A 26,040-nucleotide genomic window follows, 5' to 3' on the forward strand; every position below is an offset into this window, starting at 1 on the left:
GGGTGGGCGGGGGGGGGCCCACTTCTGGGCGGGGGGGGGGGGGTTTTTTGGGGGGGGGGGGGGGGTGGGGGGGCGGGGGGGGGGGGCGGGGGGGGGGGGGGGCCCGGGCGCCCACGACGGCCGCATCGAGAAACTGTCCACTTCGGACACAATGCCGGCGGATGCCCACCGCCTGAACGGAATCGTGCTGCCCGGTTTCGCCAACGCGCACTCGCACGCCTTCCATCGGGCGCTGCGCGGACGCACTCACGCCGACGGCGGCACGTTCTGGACCTGGCGGCAGGCGATGTACCAGCTGGCCGCGCGGCTGACGCCGGAGAGCTACCTCAAGCTGGCCACCGCCGTCTACGCGGAGATGGCCGTCGCCGGCATCTCGTGCGTCGGCGAGTTCCACTACCTGCACCACGGCCCCGGCGGCGCCCCGTACGCCGACCCGAACGAGATGGGTCACGTGCTGCGGGAAGCTGCCGCTACGGCAGGTATTCGCATCACCCTGCTCGACACCTGTTACGTGGCCGGCGGAATCGGCACCCCGCTGGAAGGAACCCAGCTGCGCTTCAGCGACGGCGACGCGACCCGGTGGGCGGCCCGGGTTTCCGGGCTGAAATCGGACAACGTCATGCGGGTCGGCGCGGCCATCCACTCCGTGCGCGGCGTGCCCCGCGAGCAGTTGGCCGAGGTCGGCGGGTTCGACGGACCGCTGCACGTCCACCTCTCGGAGCAGCCGGCCGAGAACGAGGCTTGCCTTGCCGCGTACGGCAAAACGCCGACCGAACTGCTGGCCGAGGCCGGCGTCCTGTCGCCGCGCACCACCGCCGTGCACGCCACCCATCTCACCGAGCACGACCGCGCGCTGCTCGGTGGGTCCACCACCGCCGCCTGCTTCTGCCCGACCACCGAGGCCGACCTGGCCGACGGCATCGGGCCGGCCCGCGAGCTGGTCGACGCCGGCAGTCCGCTTTCCCTTGGCAGCGACCAACATGTCGTGATCGACCCGCTGGTCGAGACCCGCGCGCTGGAACACGGCGAGCGGCTGCGGACCGGGCAGCGCGGCCGGTTCAGCCCGCAGGAGCTGCTGGCCGCGGCCACCGCCGCCGGCCACGCCGGCCTGGGTTGGCCCGACGCCGGCCGCATCGCCGTGGGCGCGCCGGCCGACCTGGTGGCGGTGCGGCTGGATTCAGTACGAACGGCGGGTAGCCGACCGGAACAAGTTCTGCTTACCGCCGATTCGTCCGATGTGGACACGGTAATAGTCGAAGGGAGGGTTGTCGGAGCCCAGGGCCGTCATGCGACGCTAGGCGAGGTAGGACCCAGGCTGGCGGACGTGATGGGGGAACTGTGGCGGCTGGACTGACTCTCGGCCCCGAGAGCGGGTCGTCGGTGGTGGTGACCGGCATCGCCGAACTCACCACCAACGACCGTGAGCTGGGCAAGCTGACCGACGCCGCCCTGGTGCTGGCGGGGGACCGCGTCGTCTGGGTCGGCGCCGCCGCCGACGCCCCGGCCGCCGACTCGCGTGTGGACGTCGAGGGCCGTGCGGTGCTGCCGGGCTGGGTCGACAGCCACACCCACCTGGTCTTCGCCGGCGACCGGACCGCCGAGTTCGCGGCCCGGATGTCCGGCCAGCCCTACGCCGCCGGCGGCATCGCCGTCACCGTGGACGCCACCCGGGCCGCCTCCGACGAGCAGCTCGCCGCCGGCCTGCGCAAGCACGTCGCCGAGGCCGTTTCCCAAGGCACCACCTACATCGAGACCAAGACCGGCTACGGCCTGACCGTCGCCGACGAGCTGCGCTCGGCCGTGCTGGCCGCCCAGCACGTCGACGAGGTCACCTTCCTCGGCGCGCACCTGGTGCCGCCGGGCGTGAAGGCCGACGAGTACGTGGACCTCGTGTGCGGGCCGATGCTCGACGCCGTCGCGCCGCACGTCACCTGGGCCGACGTCTTCTGCGAGACCGGGGCCTTCGACGAGGAGCAGTCGCGGGCCGTGCTCACCGCCGCCGGCAAGAAGGGCCTCGGGCTGCGTGTGCACGGCAACCAGCTCGGCCCCGGCCCCGGTGTGCGGCTGGCCGTCGAGATGGGGGCCGCGAGCGTCGACCACTGCACGTACCTCACGCCGGCCGACGTCGCCGCGCTCGCCGACTCCGACACCGTGGCCACGCTGCTGCCCGCGTGCGACCTGTCCACCCGGCAGCCGCTGCCCGAGGTGCGCGCGCTGCTCGACGCGGGCGTCACCGTCGCGCTGGCGTCCAACTGCAACCCCGGGTCCTCGTACACGTCCTCGATGGCGTTCTGCGTGGCCACCGCCGTGCTCCAGATGCGGATGACCGTCGAGCAGGCCGTGCGCGCCGCCACCCTCGGCGGCGCGCTGGCCCTGCGCCGCGACGACATCGGCGTGCTTCGGCCCGGCGCGCGGGCCGATGTGCACGTGCTCGACGCGCCGTCCATCACGCACCTGGCCTACCGGCCCGGTGTTCCGCTCACCTGGGCGGTGTGGCGCGGGGGCGTTCGACAGCGCTGACCGACCGCAGCTCCGTCACCGTGGCGTAGCCCGCCTCCAGCAGCGCCGCGTCCGAGCCGGGCTCCACCTCGTCGTCCAGGATCACGGTGGCCAGCTCGATCATCTCCTCGTCCTGGCGCACCACCCGGCTCTGCACGCGGCCGTACGCCGTCAGCGTGGCCCAGCGCAGCGGGCCCGGGTCCGGGCGGTTGGGCACGTTCAGGTTGAGCACCGTGCCCGGCTCGATCAGGCCCAGCACGTCCTTCACGTACGGGTCGACCACGTCCCACAGCGGTGTGCCCGGCGGGTCCCACGGCACGTCCAGCGACACCGCCAGCGCCGTCACCCCGTTGACGTGGGCCGTCAGCGCCGCCCCGACCGTGCCCGAGTGGATCAGCGCCCGGCCGATGTTCGCGCCGAAGTTGATGCCCGACAGCACCAGGTCCGGCTTCCCGCCGAAGGCCCCTCGGCAGCCGATCATGGCGATCAGGCCCGGGTGCGCGTCCACCGCGTAGGCCGTCACCTCCGGCAGCTCCGGCAGCACCCGCCTTTGCACCGCCGCCCGCCGCCCGCCCGACGACGCCGTCAGCCCCGCCCCCGTCCCGCTGGCCTCCACCCGCGGCGCCGCGATGATCGTCTCGTGGCCCAGCTCCACCGCGCACCGCGCCAGCGCCGCGATGCCCGGGGAGTCGATGCCGTCGTCGTTGGTGACCAGTACCCGCAGAGGTGAGTTCACACGTCAGTCGTACCCGCTCGCCCGGCCCGACATCCACCACCGCCCACCCACCGGACACCCGCCGCCCTCGCCCGCCCTTCGCCACATGTGGCGCTGGGAGTCGAATGTGCGCCACATGTGGCAGTCGAGTGTGCGCGAAACCCACATCTGGTCTGGTGGAGAGCGCGACTCGCGCGGGGGTGGTCAGTCGTCGATGTCGTCGGAGTCGTCGCGGGCCAGGAAGGTGGCCAGGCGCTCGACGGCGTTCTCGAACTCGGGGTTGAGGTCGACGAAGGCCCGCAGGCGGTCGGCCAGCCAGGCCAGCGTGACCTCCTCCTCGCCGCGCCGCTCTTCCAGCTCCTCGATGCCACGGTCGGTGAAGTACAAGTCTTTCCTCCTACGACAACGGCCGGGCCCCTCGCGGAGCCCGGCCGTCGGAAACTACTACAGCGTCGAGAACTACCGGATCACTCGAAGGCCTTGGTGACCACCGCGCGCTGCTCGACCTCGTGCACCTTGCTGAAACCGGAGGCCGGGGCGGCCATCGGCCGGCGGGACACGCGGGTGAGCTTGCCCTGCACCTGCGGCAGCGCCTCCGGGATCACCAGGCCCAGGTGCGGCCACGCGCCCTGGTTGGCCGGCTCCTCCTGCACCCAGCGGATGTCGGTGACGTTGGGGTAGCGGTCGAACACGGCCTTCAGCTTGTGCTCCGGCAGCGGGTAGAGCTGCTCGATGCGGGCGATCGCCACGTTGCTCGCGCCGGTCTTCTCCTTCTCGGCGGCCAGCTCGTAGTAGATCTTGCCGCTGCACAGCAGCAGCCGGTCGACCTGCTCCGGGTTGGGCTGCGTCGGGTCGTCGATGACCGACTGGAACCGGCCGGTGGTGAAGTCCTCCACGGAGCTGGCGGCGGCCTTGAGGCGCAGCATCGACTTCGGCGTGAACACGACCATCGGCCGCTTCACCCCGTCCAGCGCGTGCCGGCGCAGCAGGTGGAAGTAGTTGGCCGGGGTGGACGGCACGGCGACGGTCATCGAGCCCTCGGCGCACAGCTGGAGGAACCGCTCGATGCGGCCGGAGCTGTGGTCGGGGCCCTGGCCCTCCAGGCCGTGCGGCAGCAGCAGCACGACGTTGCCGCGCTGGCCCCACTTGGCCTCGCCGGAGGAGATGAACTCGTCGATGATCGACTGCGCGCCGTTGACGAAGTCGCCGAACTGCGCCTCCCACAGCACCAGCGCGTCCGGGTTGGCCACCGAGTAGCCGTACTCGAAGCCGACGGCCGCGAACTCCGACAGCGCCGAGTCGTACACCATGAACTTGCCCTGCGGGTCGGCCAGGTTCTGCAGCGGCGTGTACTCGGCGCTGGTCTTGCGGTCGATGACCACGGAGTGCCGCTGGCCGAAGGTGCCGCGCTGGGAGTCCTGGCCGGACAGGCGGACCGTCTTGCCCTCCATCACCAGCGAGCCGAAGGCCAGCAGCTCGCCGAAGCCCCAGTCGATGCCGCCCTCGTGGGCCATCTGGGCCCGGCGCTCCAGCACCGGCTTGACCCGCGGGTGGGCGTTGAAGCCCTCGGGCAGGTCGATCTGGGCCTGGCCGATGCGGGCCACCGTCTCGGCGCTGACCGCGGTCGGCACCTTGGCCGGCACCTGCTGCTCGGACTCGACCGAGTTGGTCGGCTTGACCGGGTGCTTCTCCAGCTCCCGCACCTCGTTGAAGACGTGCTCCAGCTGGCTGGCGTAGTCGCGCAGGGCCTTCTCGGCCTCGTCCACGGAGATGTCGCCGCGGCCGATCAGCGACTCGGTGTAGGTCTTGCGCACCGAGCGCTTGGTGTCGATGATGTCGTACATCGCCGGCTGGGTCATCGAGGGGTCGTCGCCCTCGTTGTGGCCGCGGCGGCGGTAGCAGATCATGTCGATGACGACGTCCTTGTGGAACGTCTCGCGGTAGTCGACGGCCAGCTTGGCCACCCAGTAGCAGGCCTCGGGGTCGTCGCCGTTCACGTGGAAGACCGGCGCGCCGATCATCTTGGCCACGTCGGTGCAGTACTTGGACGAGCGCGAGTGCTCCGGGTTGGTGGTGAAGCCGACCTGGTTGTTGACCACCACGTGCACGGTGCCGCCGGTGCGGTACCCGCGCAGCAGCGCCAGGTTCAGGGTCTCGGCCACCACGCCCTGGCCGGCGAACGCGGCGTCGCCGTGCATGGCCACCGGCAGCACGGTGTAGCCCTCGCCGCCCTTGTCCAGCAGGTCCTGCTTGGCCCGGACGATGCCCTCCAGCACCGGGTCCACGGCCTCCAGGTGGGACGGGTTGGAGGCCAGCGACACCTTGGTCTCGCCGTCGCCGAACATCCGGAAGTACTTGCCCTCGGCGCCCAGGTGGTACTTCACGTCGCCGGAGCCGTGGGCCTGGCCCGGGTCCAGGTTGCCCTCGAACTCGCGGAAGATCTGCGAGATCGGCTTGCCCACGATGTTGGCCAGCACGTTGAGCCGGCCGCGGTGCGGCATGCCGATGACGACCTCGTCCAGCTCGTGCTCGGCCGCCTTGTCCAGCACCGCGTCCAGCAGCGGGATCAGCGTCTCGCCGCCCTCAAGCGAGAACCGCCGCTGACCGACGTACTTGGTCTGCAGGAAGGTCTCGAAGGCCTCGGCCGCGTTGAGCTTGGACAGGATGTACTTCTGCACGGTGGCCGGCGGCTTGTCGTGCACGACCTCGACCCGCTCCTGCAGCCAGCGGCGCTCGGCCGGCTCGAGGATGTGGGTGTACTCCACGCCGACGGTGCGGCAGTAGGAGTTGCGCAGCACGCCCAGGATGTCGCGCAGCTTCATCTTCTCCTGGCCGGCGAAGCCGCCCACGGCGAACTCGCGGTCCAGGTCCCACAGGGTCAGGCCGTGCGAGAGCACGTCCAGGTCCTCGTGCCGGCGCTGCCGGTAGTTCAGCGGATCGGTGTCGGCCATCAGGTGGCCGCGCGAGCGGAAGGCCTCGATCAGCTCGTTGACCCGGGCGGTCTTGTCGACCGCGCCCTCGGGCAGGTCCTCGACCCAGCGGATCGGCTCGTAGGGCAGCCGCAGCGAGGTGAAGATGTCGTCGTAGAAGCCGCTCTCGCCCAGCAGCAGCTGGTGGATGCGGCGCAGGAACTCGCCCGACTCGGCGCCCTGGATGATGCGGTGGTCGTAGGTCGAGGTGAGCGTCATGATCTTGCTGACGCCCATCTCGATCAGGGCCTTCTCGCTGGTGCCCTGGAAGTGCGCCGGGTACTCCATCGCGCCGACGCCGAGGATCGCGCCCTGGCCGACGGTCAGCCGCGGCACCGAGTGGTTGGTGCCGATGGTTCCGGGGTTGGTCAGCTGGATGGTGCTGCCGGCGAAGTCGTCCGCGGTCAGGCCGCCGCTGCGGGCCTTGCGGATCAGGTCCTCGTAGGCCTGCCAGAACTGCGTGAACGTCATCGTCTCGCAGTTCTTGATGGAGGCGACGACGAGCGTGCGCTGGCCGTTCTTGCCGGGCAGGTCGATGGCCAGGCCCAGGTTCACGTGCTCCGGCGTGATGATCGAGGGCTTGCCGTCGACCACGCCGTAGTTGTTGTTCATGTTCGGGTACGACTCGAGCGCCTTGACCAGCGCGTACCCGATGATGTGGGTGAAGGAGACCTTGCCGCCGCGGGTCCGCTTCAGGTGGTTGTTGATGACGATGCGGTTGTCGGCCAGCAGCTTGGCCGGCACCGCGCGCACGCTGGTCGCGGTGGGCACGGTGAGCGAGGCGTCCATGTTGCGGGCGATCGCCGCGGCGGCGCCGCGCAGCGGCTTCACCTCGGAGCCGGCGGCCGGCTTCACCGGCGCGGCGGTGGCCGAGGCGGCCGGGGTGGGCTTGGTGCTCGGCAGCGTGGTCTGCGCCGGGGTCGAGGCGGCGGGCGGCGCGGCGGGCGCGGCCGGCGGGGTGGCGACGTGGCCGTTGGCCGGCGCCTGCGGCGGGGCCGCCGGGGGCGCGGTGGCGGTGGCCGTCGCGGTGGCCCCGTTCACGGCGGCGGTGCCGGCGGTCGTGCGCTGCGTCGCCTTGTAGTCGGCGAAGAAGTCATGCCACGCCGGGTCGACGGATGACGGGTCGGCGAGGAACTGGTCGTACATCTCCTCGACCAGCCACTCGTTCGGGCCGAACTGCGACGCAGAGCTGGAGCTGGACACGGCTGGCGCTCGCCTCTATCTATCTCGCTACTGGTACTGAACTCACTCCGCCAGCAAGGCTAGTACTCCACGCAGGTCGCTTCACACACAGCCGAGCGGGCACAACGTCAGGTGGATCACATGATCAATCCAGATTGTCGCATCGTTGCGAGGCTGTGACCGGCGGTCTTGAGTAGGCCTTAGGGAACTGGATCGTTTCAGTCATGCACTTGCACCGGGAACAACTGTGGCCGGAACCACGTTTACCTGCGCCGCGTGCCGCGGCGGGCTCGGCCCCCGGGTAGCCGGCGCCTCGCCCTTGCTGGATTTCGCCCGCCGCATCCGGCCAGGTGGTGGGGCGCGTCGGGTGGCGGCGGCCGAAATCCAGCAACCGTGCGAAGCACCGGCGGGGCCTCGCACTCTGTTGCGTTGGCGTCCCCGCGAGCCGTCGGTTCAGGCCGCGTCCACGTGGCAGCCGGTGCGCCACATCTCGGCGTAGCGGCCGCCGGCGTCCAACAGCTCGGCGTGGGTGCCCTGCTCGACGATCCGGCCCTGTTCCAGCACCACGATCCGGTCGGCGCGGGCGGCGGTGGCCAGGCGGTGCGCGACGACGAACGTGGTGCGGCGGCCGGCGAGGCGTTCGCTGGCGGCCAGCACGGTGGCCTCGGTGGCCGGATCGAGGGCGGCGGTGGCCTCGTCGAGTAGCAGCACGGCCGGGTCGACCAGCTCGGCGCGGGCCAACGCGATCAGCTGGCGTTGGCCGGCCGACAGCGACTGACCGCGTTCGCCGACCTGCTGGTGCATCGCGTGCGGCAGACCGGCGACCTGACGCAGCGCGCCGACCGCGCGCACGGCTGCCGTCACCTCGTCGCGACTGGCCGTGGGCCGGCCGTAGCGGACGTTGTCGGCGATGTCGCCGACGAACAGGTGCGCCTCCTGCGGCACGACGCCGAGCCGACCTCGGTAGCCGTCCAGGTCATAGTCACGGACATCGACACCGTCCACGAGCACAGCGCCGTCGGTCACGTCGTAGAACCGCGCCACCAGCTTCACGAGCGTGGACTTGCCGGCGCCGGTGCGACCGACGAGCGCGACCGTCTCGCCGGCCCGCACGTGCAGGCTCAAGCGATCCAGCGCCGGCGTCGCGGCGCCCTCGTAGCGGAAGCTCACTTCACGCAGCTCGACCTCGCCACGCAGCGTCGACGGCACGGCCACGGGCTCAGCCGGCGGCACGATCGAGGACCGTGTGTTGAGCAGGTCGCCGATGCGCTTCAGACCGACCATCGCCTGCTGGTAGCCGTCGAACACGCCGGACAGCTGCTGCACCGGTGCGAAGAACAGCCCCAGGTACAGCTGGAACGCCAGCAGCGCGCCGGCGCTCAGGTCGCCGCCGGCTACGCGGTATGCGCCGACCGCCAGCACCGCCGCCTGCGCCACGCCGGAAAGCAGCGCCACGAAGGGGAAGTACACCGCGATGTAGCGCTGGGCCCGCAGACGTGAGGTTCGGTAGGCCAGGCTCCGCTCCCCGAACTCACGCGCCGAGTACTGCTCACGCGTGAACGCCTGCGTCACGCGCAGCCCGGACACGTTCTCCTGCAAGTCGGCGTTCACCACGCTGACCCGCTCGCGCGCCTGCGCGTACGCCGCCGAGGAAGCCTTGCGGAAGAAGTAGGTCGCCACGGCCAGCAGCGGGATCGCCGCCATCGACACCAGCGCCAGCCCCACGTCGGTGACCAGCAGCGCCACCGCGATGCCCACGATGGTCAGCGCGCTGACCGCCGCGGTCACCAGCCCGGTCTGGAGGAACGTCGACAGCGCGTCGACGTCGGTGGTCATCCGGGTCATGATCCGGCCGGCCAGTTCGCGCTCGTAGTAGTCGAGGCCGAGCCGTTGGAGGTGCGCGAAGCTGCGCACTCGCAGCACGTACAGGAGACGCTCGCCCACGCGCGCGGTCAGCACCGTCTCCAACCGCATGTTCAGCCAGCCGACCAGGACGATGCCCACGCCCAGCCCCGTGGCCACCCACAGCGCGCCGACGGCGCCACGGGTCACGCCGTCGTCCACGCCGTACTGCACCAACGCCGGCAACGCCATGGAGCTGAGCGCGTCGACTGTGACCAGCAGACCGACCAGCAGCAGTGCCCAGCGCACGGGCCGCAACAACGACACGAGCCCGAACTTGCGATCCGTGGCACCGGTGTCGGGGCTCAGGCGCGGCTGTTCGGTGGCTTCGGGCAGCGGCACCAGATTCGGTTGGTCCGGGCGCTCCGGCTCCACCTCGGGCCACAGCTTTGCCGACGCCACGTCACTCGGCGCGGTCACGTCCTCGATCGCCTCGCCCGGGCCGGCGAGGAGTTCCCGGAACAGCGTGCAGCGCTCGTTCAGCTCGTCCTCGGTGCCGACGTCCACGACCCGACCGCCGTCGAGCACCGCGATGCGGTCGGCCAGCGCGAGCGTGGAACGGCGGTGCGCGACCAACAACGTGGTCCGCTGCGCGGTGACGGCCTTGAGCGTGTCGTGGATGGCTGCCTCGGTGACGGCGTCGACCGCCGACGTGGCGTCGTCCAGCACCAGCACGCGCGGGGCCGACAACAGAGCCCGGGCCAAGGCGATGCGCTGACGCTGCCCGCCGGACAGCGTGAGTCCGCGTTCGCCGACCTTGGTCTCGTAGCCGTCGGGCAGCACGGCGATGAACTCGTGCGCCTCGGCTGCCCGCGCGGCCTCCTCGACTTTCGCGTCGGTGGCGTCGGGCCGGCCGTAGGCGATGTTGCCGCGGATCGTGTCCGAGAACAGGAACGCCTCCTCGAACACCACCCCGACGGCGTTGCGCAACGAGTGCAGGCGCAGATCCTTGACGTCCACCCCGCCGACCCGGATCGAGCCCGAGTGCACGTCGTAGAACCGGGGCAGGAGCAGGGACACGGTCGACTTGCCGGACCCGGCGGTGCCCACCAGGGCCAACGTCTCGCCCGGTTCGACGGTCAGGCTCACCTGCGCCAGCACCGGCTCGCTGCGCGCGTAGCCGAAGGTGATGTCGTCCAACTCGACGGCCAGCGGGCCGTCGGGCACGTCCTCGGCGCCGTCCCGGACGTCCGGCTGCGAGTCGATCAGCTCATCGACGCGGTTCACGCTGGCCTTGGTCACCTGCGCCGTCACCATCGCCGCGCCGAGGAACCGGGCCGGCCCCATCAGGCCGGTCACGTAGCTGGCGAACGCGAGGAAGGTGCCCAGCGTGACCTGGCCGTTCATGGCCAGCCAGCCGCCGAGGCCCAGCACCGCGATCTGGCCGAACAGCGGCATCGCGCCCAGCGTCGCCGTCGGCCGGGCGGTCAGGCCGGCGGCGCGCATCCGTAACGAGAACAGCCGGCGGGCGCGGCGCTCCAGGCCGGCGATCTCCCGCGCCTCCTGCCCGAAGCCCTTCACCACGCGCACGCCGGTGACCGTCTCCTCGACGTGCTGCGCGACCTCGGCGGCCTGCTGCTGCGCGTGCCAGGTGGCCGAGAACAGCGTGCGGCGGCTGCGCAGCGCGATGTAGACGACCGCCGGCACCACGATCAGCGCGATCACGGTCAGTGACGGCGACAGCCACAGCATCGCCCCGACGGCCACCACGACGAAGGCGATGTTGCCCAGCGCGTACGGCACCATCGAGATCAGGCCCTGCACCTGGTTCAGGTCGCTGATCGAGCGGGACACCACCTGCCCGGTGCGCAGCTCGTCCTGCTTGCCGCCGTCCAGCCGCTGCACCGCTGCGAACACCTGGCGGCGCAGGTCGTGCTGCACGTCCAGGGCCAGCCGGCCGCCCAGGTACCGGCGCAGGAAGGCGGTCACGAAGGTCAGCAGCTCGATGCCGGCCAGTGCCGTGATCAGCCAGCCCAGGCGGGTCGTGGTGCCCGACACCGCGTCGTCCACGGCCAGCCGCACCACCAGCGGAGCCACCGCCTGCTGCCCCACGCCCAACACGGCCGCGCCCAGCGACAGCACCACGACGACCGGATGCCGCCAGCAGGCGGCCGCCAGCCGCCGCACCCAACCCGTTTGTTCGGACACAGAAGTAACTTAATGTGCCCGCCCAAGATCATGACGCCCCACTTTTTTCCTCACCTGAGTGGCTCAGGTGGCGTTCAAGGCCAACTGAGCCACTCACGTGGGTCGAGAGGGGGTTACGTCAGGTGATGTCGCGGCGGCGGCTCATGTACCAGCCGCCGGCGGCGATGGCGGCGGCCCAGCCGGCGAAGATCAGGCCGCTGATCCACCAGTCGTACGCGCCCCGCGCGCCGGCCATGCTGCGCACGAGGTTCAGGGCGTCGTTCTGGAGCTCCTGGGTGAAGTACGGGCTGATGGTGGACACCTTGTCGACGAACGTCTGCGCCGCGACGGAGCCGGTCAGGCCGTCGGCCGAGCCGTTGAGCAGGACGCCGGGCCAGTGGTCCGGCAGCCACAGGTCGATCAGGTTCTCGGCCAGCAGCGTGTACAGGACCAGCGAGATGACCGCCCCGATGGGGTTGCCGAACAGCGCGCCGACGCCCATGGCCAGCACCGTCCAGATCATGCACTCGAGGATCCCGGCCCCGGCCAGCTCCAGCCAGCTCACCGCGTCGGGCAGCTGCGGGGTGTGGGCGACCAGGACCGTGCCGATGCTGGCGACGCCGGTGATCACGACGCCGAAGCCCAGGCCCCACAGCGCGTACGTGATCAGCTTTGCGCCGAGCACGCTGCCCCGGTTGGGCGCGGTCAGGTAGGTGGTGGTGATGGTCCGGCGGTTGATCTCGCCGGACAGCGCCAGCGCGCCGAACACGATCGGGAACAGCGCGCTGATGTTCACCGTGCGCGCGAAGATCAGCGTCGACCACGGCAGGTTGTTGATGTTGACCCGCAGCTCGCCGGCCACCGCCGACTGGTTGAACGAGTCGAGCAGCAGGCCGACCAGCCCGTTGCCGACGGTGCTCCACAGCGCGGCCAGCGCGACGGTCGGGATCAGCAGCGCCCACCACATTCTGGCGGTCAGGATCTTGCGGAACTCGGCGGAGATGAGCCGGCCCATCAGGCGTTACCTCCAGAGCCGCCACCCGGCGGCTGCTCGGGCGGCGGGGCCGCCTGCTGCTGGTCCTGCGGCGGCGCATAAGGCTGGCCGCCGTACTGCTCGGGCGTGGTCGGCGGCGCGTAGCCCGACTGGTCCTGGGGCGCTGCGTACCCGCCGTACTGCTGGGGGTCGGCGGGCGGTGCGAAGGCGGACTGCTGTTGCTGGTCGGCCGGCGGCGCGTAGCCCGGGGTGTACCCGAACTGCTGCGGCGGGGCGTAACCCAGAGGCTGTTGGTACTGCTGGGGATCGGCCGGCGCTGCGTAGCCCTGCGGGGGCGTGCCCGGCACGGCGTAGCCAGGTGTGCCGTAGCCGGGAGCGCCGTAGCCGGGAGCGCCGTAGCCGGGAGCGCCGTAGCCAGGTGCGCTGTAGCCCTGGGTCGGCGGGCCGTAGCCGGGCGGGGCGCCGTAGGGGGACTGCTGGCCGGTGTACTGACCCTGGGTCAGCCGGAAGAACAGCTGCTCGAGGTCGACGTTCTCCTGCTGGATGTCGTACAGCGCGATGTTGGCGGCCATGGCCAGGTCGGCGACGGTCTTGCGGTCCACGCCGGTGATCGCCAGCCGGCCGTCCTGGGTCGGCTCGACGGCGTTGACGCCGGCCGCCTGGAGCGCGGCCACCAGCCCCTGCGGGTCGGAGGCCTGCACGAGCACCCGGCTCTGCTGGGACTGCCGCAGGTAGTCCAGCGAGCCCTGGTAGGCGGTCTGCCCGCGGCTGATGATCACGACCTGGTCCACGGTCTGCTCGACCTCGGCCAGCAGGTGGCTGGAGATCAGCACCGTCCGCCCGCTGCGGGCGTAGGACTGCAGGAAGGCCCGCAGCCAGGCGATGCCCTCCGGGTCGAGGCCGTTGGCCGGCTCGTCGAGCACCAGCACCTGGGGGTCGCCGAGCAGCGCGGTGGCCAGGGCGAGCCGCTGCTTCATGCCCAGCGAGAAGCCGCCCACGCCCCGCCCGCCGGCCTCGGCCAGCCCGACCAGCTCCAGCACCTGGTCGGCCCGCTGGTCGGGCACGCCCATCGCGGCGGCGTACACGCGCAGGTGGTTGCGGGCGCTGCGGCTGGGGTGGAAGCCCTGGGCCTCCAGCACCGCGCCGACCACCCGGCCCGGGTTGCCGAGCTGGTCGAACGGCAGGCCGTTGATCGTCGACACGCCGGCGGTCGGCCGCACCAGGCCCAGCAGCATGCGCAGCGTGGTGGTCTTGCCGGCCCCGTTCGGGCCGAGGAAGCCGGTGACCGAACCCGGCTCCACGGTGAAGCTGAGGTTGTTGACCGCGATGATCGGCCCGAACTGTTTGCTCAGGCCCTGCACCACGATGCGGCCACTGCCGTCGTGCACGTGATTCCTCCCGGTAGCGGTGCGATCGGGTGCCCTGGTCATACCCTATTGCTCGGCTTCGCGCCGCAGGATCGCCAGCTGATCCAGCAGATATGTGACGACCCCGTCATCGTCGTTGGCCCCGGTCACGACCGAGGCGGCCGCCCGGACTTCGGGCTGGGCGTTGGCCGGCGCGACGCGGCGGTCGGCGACGGCGAACATCGGCAGGTCGTTGACGTGGTCGCCGCACGCGGTGATCTCGCCGGCCAGGCCGAGCCGGTGGCGCAACTCCAGGATGGCCGCGCCCTTGGTGGCCAGTGGGCTCTGCACCACGACCTCGGACCAGCCCGGGCTGTAGGCGTTCAGCGCGGCCCACACCCGCGCGCCCTCGCCGACGGCGGCCTGCACGGTCGCGGCGACGCCGGCCGCCTCGTCGTCCGGCACGTACGAGCAGAGCATGACGACCTGTTCCCGGTCGGCGACCGCGTGCAGGTCGGCGGTCTCGGTCAGCCGCGGGTCGGCGTACCGGCGCTTCTCGGCGATGAACCAGCCGGCCCCGGTGTTGAGCTCGGGGCCGAAGTGCACCCGGTCCCGCGCGCCGTCCCAGGTGGTCACGATGGGGTCGCCGAGCAGCTCGACGGCCTTGCCGGCGGTCGCCGCGTCCAGCGCGTTGGTGATCAGGTGTTCGCCGGTGCGCAGGTCGGAGATGTACGCCCCGTTGTGCTCGATGACCGGCAGGCGCAGGTCGACGCCCGGCAGCATGGGCCGCATCGCGGCCGTGCTGCGCGCGCTGGCCACGGTCACCGCGACGCCGGCCGCGACCAGGGCGTTGAGCCCGTCGCGGGCGGCGTCGGACAGCGACGTGTCCGACCGCAGCAGCGTGCCGTCCAGGTCGCAGACCAGCAGGTGTCCCGGTGCCGTCAGCCAGCTCACCGGTCCCATCCTGCCCGGTTTCACTGGGAAGCCGGCGACCCCTGCCAGTAGTCCTCCAGCACCCGGCGCATCTCCTCGGTCTCCGCGTCCGGCTGGCCGAGCAGCTCGAACCGCGGCGGCACCACCCCGCTCACCAGCGGCGGCTGGTCGGCCAGCGGGGCGGTCTCGTCCGGCGCGGGCAGCGGCGGCAGGGCCGGCAGCACGCCGCCGAACGCGCCGATCGGGTCCAGGCGGGCCAGCGCCGGGGCGTCCGGCCGGTCCGTGTACTCGCTGGGCGCCGGCCAGGTCGGGTCGTCGACGATGTGCACGGTCGCGAACGGCCCGGAGCTGGCGATCGCCGGCGGCTGCATGACCGGCGGCGGCGCGACCGCCGCGTACACCGGAGCCGCCGGCAGCGCCGGCAGCTCCACGGTCATCTCCGACGGCACCTCGGGCGGCAGCGTCATCATCGGCTGGGACATCATCGGCTGGGCCGTCGCCGGCCGGGCCGCCGCCGGCAGCGGACGAGTGCGCACGCCCTGCACCGCGGTGCCGTCGGCCTGCTTGCTGTGCCTGCCGCCGCGGCGGAACAGCATGCGCAGCCCGCCGCCGCTGGGCCGCGGGGGCGGCGTGCCCTCGCCGATCAGGTGCTGGTGGGCCAGCAGCCACACCTTGCACGGCCACCGCCGCTTGCGCAGCCGTCCGGGGCAGGCCCGGCACCGGCCGTCCTCATCGGCGGTGTGCACCTCCAGCAGCAGCCGCCAGCCGTCGGCCAGCCGCTGCAACTCGGCCCGGGCCAGCGGGGCCAGCGTGCCGGCGCTGGTCTGCTCGGCGGCCTGGTCCAGCGCGGCGAGCCGGCGCAGCACCGCCCGCCGCATCCCGTCGTCGACCGCGCTCATTCGGCCAGACCCACGTCGGGCCGGCCCGGCCGGCCCAGATCCGCGGTGTGGCCGGGCTCGTCTGCTCCGTCGACGTCGATGCCGTCCACCTCGATCTGGTCCAGGGTGCCGGCGGCCCGGTCCAGGGCGTGGTGCAGCCGCCGGGTCTGCTGCGGGGACAGCACCGCCGTCTCGCCGGGCGGCGCGACCAGCAGCACGCGGTCGGGCTCGACGAGCACGGTCATGGCCCGGTCCCGGCCGAACGGGTCCCGGCAGTCCACCCACCAACGGGGTTCACTCATCAGACATCTCCGTCAGGCTCCACGGGGTGCCACGTGCAGGCGAGCAGGGCTGGCGGCACACACCCGTCACACATCGGCCGATCGGGGCAGTTCGCACAGTCTGCGAGGCAGGGTTTCACCCGTTCGCACGCTCGTTCACCCGTTCGAGTGGCGGCAAACAAGATTTTTTCGACGGATCTGGGTCAAACATGAGGCAAATCGGCGGCCGAGCCCCTAAGCTGTTCTCGGCGGCCCGCTCCCAGTGACCCCCAGGCTGGTTGAGCGGGCCGCTCTTTCATGTCTGGGCATGGTTCCACGTTCACGGCCCGTTCTCCTCTCCCTGCCCCGATCTCGGCGGGACCACCTTCCTGAATCCCTCGACGGAACTTCCCTCGCCCGCTAAATTGTGGGTATATCCCATCTCTTTCGATTCGGGGGGTCCGATGAGAGTCCTGGTCACCGCTTCACCCGGCCTCGGCCACATGCTGCCGATGGTGTCGATCTCCTGGGCGCTGCGCGCCGCCGGCCACGAGGTGCTGCTGGCCATGGCCGGTAGCAACGCCCAGCACGTGCCGATGCTGGCCGCGTCCGGCCTGCACGTGGTGGAGACGCAGCCCTACGAGTCGTTCGTGCGGCTGATGAACGCGGCCCGCGACGGCATGGACATCAAGGCGATACAGAAGATGATGCGCGAGGCGGCCCGGGGCGGTGACTCCGAGAAGCTGACGAGCTTCGGCGTCCGCCTGTTCGCCCCGCAGTCCGACATCGTCGCCGACAACGTGGTGGCAGTCGCCGACGAATGGCGGCCCGACCTGGTGGTGCACTCGCCGATGGAGGGCGCCGGTCCGCTGGCGGCGGCCAAGCACGGCGTGCCCGCGGTCGAGCAGGCGTTCGGGCTGCACAGCTCCGAGACCGCGCACGCCCAGATCGCCGAGGTGCTGGCCGACACCTACCGCCGGCACGGCGTGGACGGCCCGCCGTCCCGGCACGCGCTGCTCAACGTGGCGCCACCGAGCATGGGCAGCCCCGACGCGGGATGGCCGATGCGGTACGTGCCGTTCAACGGCGGCGGTCAGCTGCCGGACTGGCTGCTGCGCACGCCGGATCGGCCTCGGGTGATCGTCACATTGGGCACGGTCATCCCCGGCTTCGTGGGCCTCGGCCCGGTGCGGTGGCTGACCGACGTGGCCGGCGACCTCGACGCCGAGTTCGTGGTCACGCTCGACGACGCGGCGGCCGAGGAGCTGGGCGCGCTGCCGGGCAACGTGCGCCCCGTGTCGTACACGCCGCTGAACGCGCTGCTGGCCACCAGCACCGCGATCGTGCACCACGGTGGTTCCGGCTCCACCATGACCTCGCTGGCCATGGGCGTGCCGCAACTGGTGGTTCCGCAGGGGGCCGACCAGTTCAACAATGCCCACGAGGTGGCCAAGCGCGGCGCCGGCTTCGAGGTCGACACCGAGATCTCCCCGGTCGGCCCGGAGGACCTGAGCCGGCTGTTGACCGACGCCTCGCTGGCCGCCGCGGCGGCCGAGGTCAAGGCCGAGATCGCCGCCCGGCCGGCGCCGGCCGAACTCGTGTCCCGACTCGAAGAACTGGTGGGCTGAAGCCGATGCGCGTGCTCGTCACCGCCCTGTCCGGCCACGGGCACCTCTTCCCGCTGGTCACGACCGCGTGGGCGCTGCGCTCGGCCGGCCACGAGGTGCTGTTCGCCACCGCCGGCGACATGACCGCGGTCAAGGCCACCGGCCTGCACTCCTACGACGTCGCGCCCGGCATGGACATGAGCCGGCTGGTCGGCGACAACGTCGCCCAGGCGTTCCGCAGCACGACCAGCGGACGCCGGCCCGACCTCGGCGGCGACCTGCGCGACCACCCGGCGTTCCGACTGTTCCACGGCCTGGCCGAGGGCATGGTGGACGGCCTGGTGGCGCTGGCCCGGGACTGGCGGCCGGACCTGGTGGTCTACGAGTCGATGAACGTCATCGGCCTGCTGGCCGCGCGGATCGCCGGGGCCGGGTCGGTGGCCCACGCGATCGGCGTCTCGCACAGCCGGCAGATCATGGCCGGCTTCGGGGCCTTCCAACTGGACATCTTCCAGCGCTTCGGGGTCGACGAGATGCCCGAGCCGGACGTGTACCTGGACGTGACGCCGCCGAGCATGAAGCCGGCGCCGGACGGCTGGCCCCTGCGGTACGTGCCGTTCAACGGCGGCGGCCAGCTGCCGGGCTGGCTGACCAGTCGTCCGGAGCGGCCGCGGATCACCGTCACGCTGGGCACGGTCGCGCCGCTGATGACCGGCATCGGGCCGGTGCAACGGATCGCCACGGCGGCGGCGAAGGTCGACGCCGAGTTCGTGGTGGCGTTGGGCGCCAATGCCGACACCTCCTCGCTGACCGAGTTGCCGGACAACGTCCGCCTGGTCGGCTACGTGCCGCTCGGCCCGCTGCTGGCCACCAGCGCGGCGGTGGTGCACCACGGTGGCGCCGGCACCACGCTCACCACACTGGACGCGGGCGTGCCGCAGATCGTGGTGCCCCAGGGGGCCGACGGGCCGGCCAACGCCGCGGCGGTCGCCGCCGCAGGGTGCGGTCTCGACGTGACCGAAGACGAGCTGGACGCCCGGCTGCTCGAGCGGCTGCTCGCCGACGACTCGCTGCGGTCCGACGCGGAGCGGATCCGGGCCGAGATGCGCGCCATGCCGTCTCCGGCCGCGGTGGCCGATCGGCTGACTAAGAATTTCGGTGGACAGAACTCTTAGTTGGCGAGTTAAATGGTCGGCATCTGAGGGAGGGAACAGCCATGCGTCTTCTTGTCACCACGTCCCCGGGACTGGGGCACATCCTGCCGACCATCTCGCTGGCCCACGCGGCCCGCGCCGCCGGGCACGAGGTGCTCTACGCGGCCGGCGGCAGCGTAGAGGCGGTGTCCGCCGCCGGGCTGCAGATCGTGGACGCCTCGCCCGGCACCGACTACATGCAGATCTTCGCCACGGTCGGCGGCCGGGTGCGGGAGGAACTGGCCGCCGCCCGCGACGACCTGGGGCGGACCATGGAGGTCGCGCTGCGCATGTTCGCCAAGGTCTCCGAGCCGACGCTGGAGACCGTGGTGCGGGTCGCCGAGAAGTGGCAGCCCGATGTCGTCGTGCACACGCCCATGCAGGCCGCCGGGCCGCTGGCCGCGGCCAAGCTCGGTGTGCCGCTGGTGGCGCTGGAGTTGGGCATGGGCCACAGTCGCGTGCGGCCGGATCTGCGCCACGCGACGTACGAAGAGCTGCGTGAGCACTTCGAGCGGCACGGCGTGGCCGAGGTGCAGAACCCCGCGGTGCGGATCAGTGTCACGCCGCCGAGCGTGCGGGGCGGGGAGGAGCTGCCCGACGACGCGTGGGCCATGCGGTACGTGCCGTACAACGGCGGTTCCGTGGTGCCGGAGTGGCTGCTGGACAAGCCGGCGCGCCGCCGTGTGCTGATCACGCTCGGCACCGTCGTGCCGTCGTTCGGCCTGGGCGTCGTCGAGCCGATCGTCGCCGCGGCCGGCAAGGTGGACGCGGAGTTCGTGCTGGCGCTGGGCAACGTGGACATCTCCTCGCTGGGCGAGCTGCCGGACAACGTCCGCCCAGTCGGCTACCTGCCGCTCGGGGTGCTGCTGTCCTCGTGCGACGCGGCGATCCACCACGGCGGCGCGGGCACCACCATGACCATCGTGGACGCCGGCGTCCCGCAGATCGTGGTGCCGCAGGCCGCGGACCAGTTCATCAACGCGGACACCGTGCAGGCCAACGGCCTCGGGCAGCGGGCCACCGTGGCCGACGTGGACGTCGAGCTGATCGAGCGGCTGCTGGGCGACGAGCAGTGGCGGGACAACGCCGCGCGGCTGCGCGGGGAGCTGCACGCCATGCCGTCCCCGGTCGAGGTGGTGGAGCGCCTGTCCGGTTTCGTCGGCTGAGAACCCAGCGGTGCGTCAGCCACTGACGCTTGGAATGCGCCTTTCCTCCACTCGGAGTGGAGGAAAGGCGCATTCCAAACGGTGAAACACCGGTTCCTGGGGGTGAAGGAGGGGGTCAGCCCTGAAGGGCGGGGGCGAGCTTGGCGCCGTCGTAGGAGCCCCAGCCGGTGACCTGGTCGTAGCCCTGGCCGGCCTGGAAGCTGCCGTTGCTGCCGGAGGTCACGTCGTGGAAGCCGGCGCCCTTGGCCGCGTACAGGGCCTGGTTGGCCGCGCCGAGCTTGGTGCCGACGAGGGCGGCGAAGCCGGCCCACATCGGGGCGGCGCAGCTGGTGCCGCCGTAGACCTGCCAGCTGCCGCCGGAGTAGATGGCGTAGCCGCTGGCCGGGTCGGCGTCGGCGGACACGTCCGGCACGGTGCGCTTGCCATTGTCGCCGGTCTGCCAGCTCGGGGCGTCGAACTTGGTGGAGGTGCCGCCGCCGGAGCCGTCCCACGCCGACTCGGAGCCGTAGCTGGTTCCGCTGACGGTCAGGTGGGTGCCGCCGACGCCGGTCACGTTCGGGTCGGAGGCGGGGAAGTCCACGGCGTCCACGCTGGAGCCGGTCTGGCTGCGGGTGCAGTCCTTGGAGCCGTCGTCACCGGAGGCGGCGAAGAAGCTGATGCCCTCGGCGGTGGCCTGCTTGATGCCGTTGCTGGTGCCGGTGATCGCGGCGTCTGTGGTGTTCGGCTCGCACGAGCCCCACGAGATCGAGACCACCGAGACCTTGTTGTCGCTGGCGATCTGGCTGGCCATGTCGACCTCGCCCTGGTCGCTGTTGGGCGCCTCGTAGACCAGGGTGTTCGCGGCCGGGGCCATCGCGTTGACGATCTCGATGTCCAGCTCGACCTCGCCCTGGCCCTCGCCCGGCTGCGAGTCGTAGTTCGCGCCGTCCACCGACACCGTCTGCGGCGCGGGCGAGTTGAGGCTGAACTGCTTGCTGTACTGGGCGATGTTGGACGACTGGTAGCCGTCGAACTCCCACAGCGCCACGGTCTGGCCCGAACCGGTGCCGAGCGAGCCGGTGTCGTAGGCCCCGCGCAGCTGGCTCGGGTTGAAGCCGGACGGCGCGGCGGCCTTGTGGGACACGGAGTTCTTGTGCTTCACGGCGTGGTTGTCCAGGCCGACGACGCCCTGCACGGCCGCGGCCACATCGGCCGGCAGCTTGGGGGCGCTGTCGTTGGCGTAGAAGTCGCGGTGCTCGGCGGTGTCGGTGTAGCGGCCCATCGACGTGCCGAACGCGTGCTGGAGCTGGGCGGCGGTGCCGTTCGCGGTGACGACCTGGCGGTTGGGGCTGACCTTGGCCACCGAAAGGCCCTGTGCGCGCAGGAAGTTCGACACGCTGTCCACAGCGGACTGAGTCGGCGCGAACCGGTCGTTGAACTGGGCCGGCGTCAGGAACTGGCCGTGCCGCGGCGAACGAGGATTGCTCACGTCGGCGATGAATTTGTCCAGTTCGCTGCTGTTGCGCAGTTTCAGCGCGACCGAGACGGACATCTGGGTGTTCGCGTCGAGCGCACCGTGCCGCTCGCTGTGCGCAAGCGCCGGAGATGTGTTACCGGGAACGGAAACCAGCGGCTGGGTCTGGGCGACGGCCGGCCCGGCCAGCGCTGCCGCCGCCAGCAGGGGTAGCGGGGCCGCGGCGAGCGCGAATGCGCGGAAACGTCGTGACATGGAGTGACTCCTTGGTGCGAAGCAGGGTTCGTGCCCAAGCAGTCACCGACGGTAGACGTGTAACACTTCTGAGGGAACCGACGATATGAGGGGTTCTTCAACTGTTTATCCACAGACGACAGGCCGGCCGCGCTGTTCGCACGGCCGGCCTGTTCTGGGAATGCCGAGCAACGCTCAGTTGGTGACCACTTCGCTCAGCGGGGTGTGCGGGAGCCCGTGCGCCACCGCGACGGGCTCGTTGACCAGCTTGCCGTCGTGCACGTTCAGGCCCAGCGCCAGCGCCTTGTCCGCGCGCAGCGCCTGCTCCCAGCCCTTGTCGGCCAGCGCGACCGCGTAGGGCAGGGTCACGTTGGTCAGGGCGTAGGTGGAGGTGTTCGGCACCGCGCCCGGCATGTTGGCCACGCAGTAGAAAACCGAGTTGTGCACGATGTAGGTGGGGTCGTCGTGCGTGGTCGGCCGCGAGTCCTCGAAGCAGCCGCCCTGGTCGATGGAGATGTCGACCAGCACCGAGCCCGGCTTCATGCGGGACACGAGGTCGTTGCTGACCAGCTTCGGCGCCTTCGCGCCGGCCACCAGCACCGCGCCGATCACCAGGTCGGCCTCGAGCACGGCCTGCTCCAGCGCGTAGCGGTTGGAGGTGACGGTGCGGACGCGGCCGTGGAACTGCGCGTCGATCTGGCGCAGCCGGTCCACGTTGGTGTCCAGGATCTCCACGTCGGAGCCCATGCCGGCGGCGATGGTCGCCGCGTTCACGCCGGCCACGCCGCCGCCGATGACCACCACGCGGGCCGGGCGGACGCCGGGCACGCCGCCGGGCAGCACGCCACGGCCGCCGGAGGGACGCATCAGGGAGTAGGCGCCGACCTGCGCGGACAGCCGGCCGGCGACCTCGGACATCGGGGCCAGCAGCGGCAGCGCGCCGTTCGCGGTCTGCACCGTCTCGTAGGCGATCGAGGTGTTGCCCGACGCGATCAGCGCGTCGGTCAGCGGCCGGTCGGCGGCCAGGTGCAGGTAGGTGAACAGGGTCTGGCCGGCGCGCAGCTTGGCGTACTCGGGCGCGATCGGCTCCTTGACCTTGAGCACCAGCTCGCCCTCGGCCCACACGTCGTCGGCGGTGGCCAGCACCTTGGCCCCGGCGGCGAGGTAGTCCTCGTCCGGGATGGAGGAGCCGACGCCGGCCCCGGCCTGCACGAACACGTCGTGGCCGCGGCTGACCAGCTCGTGGGCGCCGGCGGGGGTCAACGCGACGCGGTACTCGTGGTTCTTGATCTCGCTGGGGACGGCGATCCGCACGATGTTGGATCCTTTCCGGGCGCACGGCTGGTGTGTTGCTTCCCACGGTGGGCTACGCCAACCGGGGCTGTCATCGTGCGCCCGGAAGTACTGGGAGAGTGCCTAGTTGTGCTGGCGGCACAATAGGACCCGAGGTCTAGACCTCTCAGCCGCTCAGCGTGGAGCCCGGACGGAAGATCATCACGACCGTGACGGCCGCCCAGAGCAGGTTGAACACGCCGGTGTACATGGCCAGCTGGGCCGGCGGCGTCGGCGTGCCGTCCAGCACCCGCTGCTGGTACGGCAGCACGAGCAGGCCCAGCACCACCGCGGCGATCCCGGTCAGCACGATCGAGACGATGATCCAGAGATTGCCGGTGACGCCCATGATGCCGGCGGTGGCGAAGCCGAACACCGGCACCGCGATCGACACCAGCGCGTAGACCTTGCAGATCCGGTTGAGCAGCCGCAGCGTGGCCATGTCGGCGTCGTCTCCGCTGGCCAGCGCCTTGCGGGCGGCCGGGGGGAACATGCTGGCGGCCACCGCGACCGGCCCGATGGCGATGATCACGGCGATGATGTGGATGGTGAGCAGGATCTTGGTCACGGCGGCCGGGTCCTCCCTGGTTCGGTGGGTCCGCTCATTCAGCCTCATCATTCGCCGGCTGAGACAGTGGCTGGATCGCCAGGTGTCGACGGATTCTGGCCAGCTACCGTGGGTGGCATGCACACCGTCGCCGTGCTGGCCCTGCCGGGCGTCATCCCGTTCGACCTGGCCACGCCGATCGAGTTCCGGCGCACTCCGGGCTACGAAGTCCGGATATGCGGCTCCGAGCCGGAGATCGACACCGGGCTGTTCACGCTGCGTGCGCAGTGGGGCCTTGAGGCGCTGGCCGAGGCCGACACGGTCATCCTGCCCGGAACCGAGTCCTTCGACGTGCCGACCGACGTCGTCGATGCGCTGCGCGACGCGGCCGCACGCGGCGCCCGGCTGGCCTCGATCTGTACCGGTGCGTTCATTCTCGCCGCCACCGGACTGCTCGACGGCCTGCGGGCCACCACCCACTGGGCCGCCGCGGCGGAGCTCGCGGCGCGCTACCCGCTGATCGACGTCGATCCCGACGTGCTGTACGTCGACAACGGCCAGTTCCTGACCTCGGCCGGCGCGGCTGCCGGGCTCGACCTCTGCCTGCACCTGATCCGCCGCGACCACGGCTCCGCCGTCGCCGCCGACGCGGCCCGGATGTCGGTGATGCCGCTGGAACGCGAGGGCGGCCAGGCGCAGTTCATCGTGCACGACCTGCCGCCCGTGCCTCGGGGTAACGAGCTGGAGAAGCTGTTGGCGTGGATGGAGGAGAACTCGACGCGTGACCTCACGTTGGACGAGATCGCCGCCCAGGCCGGCATGAGCACGCGCACCCTGAACCGCCGATTCCGGGACCAGACCGGCACTTCGCCGCTGCGCTGGCTGCACCGCGCCCGGGTGCGTCGCGCGCAGCATCTGTTGGAGGCGACCGACGAGCCGGTGGAGCGGATCGCCGTGCGCACCGGATTCGGCTCCCCGACGGCGTTTCGCGAGCACTTCAAGCGGATCGTGGGCACCAGCCCACAGTCCTACCGAGCCGCATTCACACCCACTTCAGCGTGATCAGCTGGGCCAGCAGAGCCAGCCTCACATCCGGGTCGTCCAGGTCGACCAGCTCGCCGATCTTCTTCATCCGGTACCGGAACGTGTTGGGGTGGATGCGCAGCGCCCGGCTCGCCTCGCGCGGCTCGCCGGGGTGGCGCAGCCACTCGTACAGCGTGTCCAGGTCCAGGTCCTTGAGCTCGGCGAGCGGGCCCAACTCGGCCACGCCCGAGGCGTTCGCCGCGGCGGCGACCCGGTGCAGCGCCAGCGCCGGCCACACCTCCTCGTAGTTGGCGATCTTGCGCGCCGCCACTCCCGTGCGCAGCAGCCGCAACGTCTCGTCGGCCTGGGACCTGGACCGCGGCAGCTCCGAGATGTCGACCGCGCCACCCGCCGCGACCAGCGGTTCGCCCGCGGCCAGCACCTCCCGCAGCGGGGCCCAGCCCCGGTCCGGGACCACGGCGTAGAGCACGCCGTGCAGGTCCGCGACCGCCGGCCGCCGGCCCACGCCGCGAGTCATCCGCTCCCACAGCGCCAGGCGCACGCCCTCGGCGTCGGCGGCGTCCTCGCTGGCCGCGTCGATCGCGATCACCCGGTGCGGCTGCTCGTCCAGGCCCAGCTCCGCCGCCGCGGCCCGGCTGTCGGCCGTGCCGGCCAGCACCGCCCGCACCAGCTCCGCCGACCGCATCCGCTCCGCGTCCACCCGGGCCCGCCTGCGCAGCAGGTGCAGCGCCACCACCGGTCCCGTGTCCGCGAAGGCCGCCGACCGCTCGTCGCTCACCTCGCCGTCCACCACTGCCCACATCGAGCCCAGCAGCTCGCCGCCCATCCGGATCGGCACGATCAGCCTCGGCAGCGTGCCGTCGCGCTGCGCCGGCACGAAGATCACCGCCCGGCCCTTGCTCAGCTGCCGGAACACCCCCCGGCTGCGGAACCGGGCCAGCACGTCGTCCGGCACCCGGCGGCCCATGATCGTGGACACCCGGGCCGGGTCCGTGCGGTCCTGCCGGGACGAGTAGGCCAGCACCCGGGAGTTCGCGTCCTCGATCGTCACCGGCGCGTCGATCACCGCCGCCACCGCGTCGGCCAGCCGGAACAGATCGCCGAACTGCTCCACCTCGCCGTCCGACTCGTCGTCGGCGGCCGCGTCCAGCACCGCCCTCAGCAGCCACACCAACTGCGCCCAGGCCGCCTCCTGGCGTACCTCCACGACCGCGAGCTCCGCCTCCTTCGCCGCGGCCAGCACCTCCCGATCGCCCGCCTGCGGCTGCTTGAGCAGCACCCCCGCCGCCCCCTTGGAGTGCCTGATCAGGTCCACCGCGTCCTTGCGGCCACCCACCGCCACCCCCAACACCAGATCCCCCGCCGCGATCACACTGCGCCGCCCCGGCTCCGCGATCACCACGTCGGTGACGCTCTGCGGGGCCGACGCCGCGTGCACCGCCCGCAACATCGTCGGCCCCACCCGGTCGACGACACCCTGCACGGTCACCATGCGGGCATCGTCTCACCGGCGCTGCTCCCGATGCCCGCCGAGCACGGCTCGCGGTGTCATGAGGGGGGGGGGGGGGGGGGGTGGAGGGACGGGCAGGCCCCCCCCCAAGGGGGGGTGGGGAGGGGGGTGAACGGGGGGGGGGGGGCGGCCGGGGGGTGGGCCCGCGC

At 71.7% G+C, this 26,040-nt stretch carries 19 protein-coding genes; 6 read left to right on the plus strand and 13 right to left on the minus strand.

Annotated elements, in window-relative coordinates:
• Positions 1-64: 64 nt before the first annotated feature.
• Positions 65-1,354 carry a formimidoylglutamate deiminase gene (locus ACIG5F_RS23530; RefSeq protein WP_396520756.1) on the plus strand — a complete coding sequence of 430 codons (1,290 nt, stop codon included), beginning with the start codon at positions 65-67 and terminating at the stop codon, positions 1,352-1,354.
• The gene (hutI, locus tag ACIG5F_RS23535) at positions 1,339-2,520 is read left to right on the plus strand and encodes an imidazolonepropionase (RefSeq protein WP_396520758.1); all 1,182 of its coding nucleotides are present in this window, start codon (positions 1,339-1,341) and stop codon (positions 2,518-2,520) included. The genes ACIG5F_RS23530 and hutI overlap by 16 nt, the downstream gene beginning before the upstream one ends.
• Here hutI and surE read toward each other — a convergent pair.
• The 9 genes from surE to ACIG5F_RS23580 form a co-directional block, all read right to left on the minus strand.
• Positions 2,480-3,235 carry a 5'/3'-nucleotidase SurE gene (gene surE / locus ACIG5F_RS23540; protein WP_396520760.1) on the minus strand — a complete coding sequence of 252 codons (756 nt, stop codon included), beginning with the start codon at positions 3,233-3,235 and terminating at the stop codon, positions 2,480-2,482. The two genes, hutI and surE, sit on opposite strands and share 41 nt — an antisense overlap.
• 183 nt (positions 3,236-3,418) lie before the next feature.
• Complete coding sequence (locus ACIG5F_RS23545; protein WP_211765322.1) at positions 3,419-3,601, minus strand: DUF6104 family protein; 183 nt, start codon at positions 3,599-3,601, stop codon at positions 3,419-3,421.
• 80 nt (positions 3,602-3,681) lie between these two features.
• Positions 3,682-7,386, minus strand: coding sequence for a multifunctional oxoglutarate decarboxylase/oxoglutarate dehydrogenase thiamine pyrophosphate-binding subunit/dihydrolipoyllysine-residue succinyltransferase subunit (locus tag ACIG5F_RS23550; protein WP_396520762.1), 3,705 nt, complete (start codon positions 7,384-7,386; stop codon positions 3,682-3,684).
• A 432-nt stretch (positions 7,387-7,818) separates the two neighbouring features.
• The gene (locus ACIG5F_RS23555) at positions 7,819-11,415 is read right to left on the minus strand and encodes an ABC transporter ATP-binding protein (protein WP_396520764.1); all 3,597 of its coding nucleotides are present in this window, start codon (positions 11,413-11,415) and stop codon (positions 7,819-7,821) included.
• 118 nt (positions 11,416-11,533) lie between these two features.
• A complete protein-coding gene (locus ACIG5F_RS23560) occupies positions 11,534-12,409 on the minus strand; it encodes a hypothetical protein (protein WP_396520766.1) in 876 nt (291 codons plus the stop codon).
• Positions 12,409-13,776 (minus strand): ATP-binding cassette domain-containing protein, encoded by a 1,368-nt coding sequence (locus tag ACIG5F_RS23565; RefSeq protein WP_396520768.1) that lies wholly within the window; start codon positions 13,774-13,776, stop codon positions 12,409-12,411. The genes ACIG5F_RS23560 and ACIG5F_RS23565 overlap by 1 nt, the downstream gene beginning before the upstream one ends.
• Before the next feature lie 45 nt (positions 13,777-13,821).
• A complete protein-coding gene (locus ACIG5F_RS23570) occupies positions 13,822-14,688 on the minus strand; it encodes an HAD hydrolase family protein (RefSeq protein ID WP_396520770.1) in 867 nt (288 codons plus the stop codon).
• 20 nt (positions 14,689-14,708) lie between these two features.
• Positions 14,709-15,566 (minus strand): hypothetical protein, encoded by an 858-nt coding sequence (locus tag ACIG5F_RS23575; protein ID WP_396520772.1) that lies wholly within the window; start codon positions 15,564-15,566, stop codon positions 14,709-14,711.
• Entirely contained in the window at positions 15,563-15,847 is a 285-nt protein-coding gene (locus ACIG5F_RS23580; protein ID WP_396520774.1) for a hypothetical protein, read from the minus strand. Before ACIG5F_RS23580 ends, ACIG5F_RS23575 begins: the two co-directional genes overlap by 4 nt.
• Before the next feature lie 422 nt (positions 15,848-16,269).
• Between ACIG5F_RS23580 and ACIG5F_RS23585 the strand changes: the two genes are divergently transcribed.
• From ACIG5F_RS23585 to ACIG5F_RS23595, 3 genes are read left to right on the plus strand one after another with little or no spacing between them, the layout of a single operon-like run.
• Positions 16,270-17,433: a nucleotide disphospho-sugar-binding domain-containing protein gene (locus ACIG5F_RS23585; protein WP_396520776.1), complete on the plus strand. Its 1,164-nt coding sequence runs from the start codon at positions 16,270-16,272 to the stop codon at positions 17,431-17,433.
• Between the two features lie 5 nt (positions 17,434-17,438).
• The gene (locus tag ACIG5F_RS23590; protein ID WP_396520778.1) at positions 17,439-18,587 is read left to right on the plus strand and encodes a nucleotide disphospho-sugar-binding domain-containing protein; all 1,149 of its coding nucleotides are present in this window, start codon (positions 17,439-17,441) and stop codon (positions 18,585-18,587) included.
• A 41-nt stretch (positions 18,588-18,628) separates the two neighbouring features.
• Positions 18,629-19,771, plus strand: coding sequence for a nucleotide disphospho-sugar-binding domain-containing protein (locus tag ACIG5F_RS23595; RefSeq protein ID WP_396520780.1), 1,143 nt, complete (start codon positions 18,629-18,631; stop codon positions 19,769-19,771).
• A gap of 115 nt (positions 19,772-19,886) precedes the next feature.
• Here the strand turns inward: ACIG5F_RS23595 and ACIG5F_RS23600 are convergent, their stop codons facing one another.
• The 3 genes from ACIG5F_RS23600 to ACIG5F_RS23610 all read right to left on the minus strand — a co-directional run bounded on the left by ACIG5F_RS23600 (position 19,887) and on the right by ACIG5F_RS23610 (position 23,358).
• On the minus strand, positions 19,887-21,479 hold the full coding sequence (locus ACIG5F_RS23600) for a protease pro-enzyme activation domain-containing protein (protein WP_396520782.1): 1,593 nt from the start codon (positions 21,477-21,479) through the stop codon (positions 19,887-19,889).
• Positions 21,480-21,653: 174 nt separating this feature from the next.
• Positions 21,654-22,772: an alanine dehydrogenase gene (gene ald, locus ACIG5F_RS23605; RefSeq protein ID WP_396520784.1), complete on the minus strand. Its 1,119-nt coding sequence runs from the start codon at positions 22,770-22,772 to the stop codon at positions 21,654-21,656.
• A 145-nt stretch (positions 22,773-22,917) separates the two neighbouring features.
• Positions 22,918-23,358 (minus strand): hypothetical protein, encoded by a 441-nt coding sequence (locus ACIG5F_RS23610; RefSeq protein WP_396520785.1) that lies wholly within the window; start codon positions 23,356-23,358, stop codon positions 22,918-22,920.
• A gap of 117 nt (positions 23,359-23,475) precedes the next feature.
• On the opposite strand from ACIG5F_RS23610, the gene ACIG5F_RS23615 reads away from it, so the two are divergent.
• On the plus strand, positions 23,476-24,399 hold the full coding sequence (locus tag ACIG5F_RS23615; RefSeq protein ID WP_396520787.1) for a GlxA family transcriptional regulator: 924 nt from the start codon (positions 23,476-23,478) through the stop codon (positions 24,397-24,399).
• On the opposite strand, the gene ACIG5F_RS23620 is transcribed toward ACIG5F_RS23615, so the two are convergent.
• A complete protein-coding gene (locus ACIG5F_RS23620) occupies positions 24,380-25,873 on the minus strand; it encodes a PucR family transcriptional regulator (RefSeq protein ID WP_396520789.1) in 1,494 nt (497 codons plus the stop codon). The two genes, ACIG5F_RS23615 and ACIG5F_RS23620, sit on opposite strands and share 20 nt — an antisense overlap.
• Positions 25,874-26,040: the final 167 nt, after the last annotated feature.

It is taken from the genome of Kutzneria sp. NPDC052558 (genome assembly GCF_044547355.1).
Taxonomy (GTDB): Bacteria; Actinomycetota; Actinomycetes; order Mycobacteriales; family Pseudonocardiaceae; genus Kutzneria.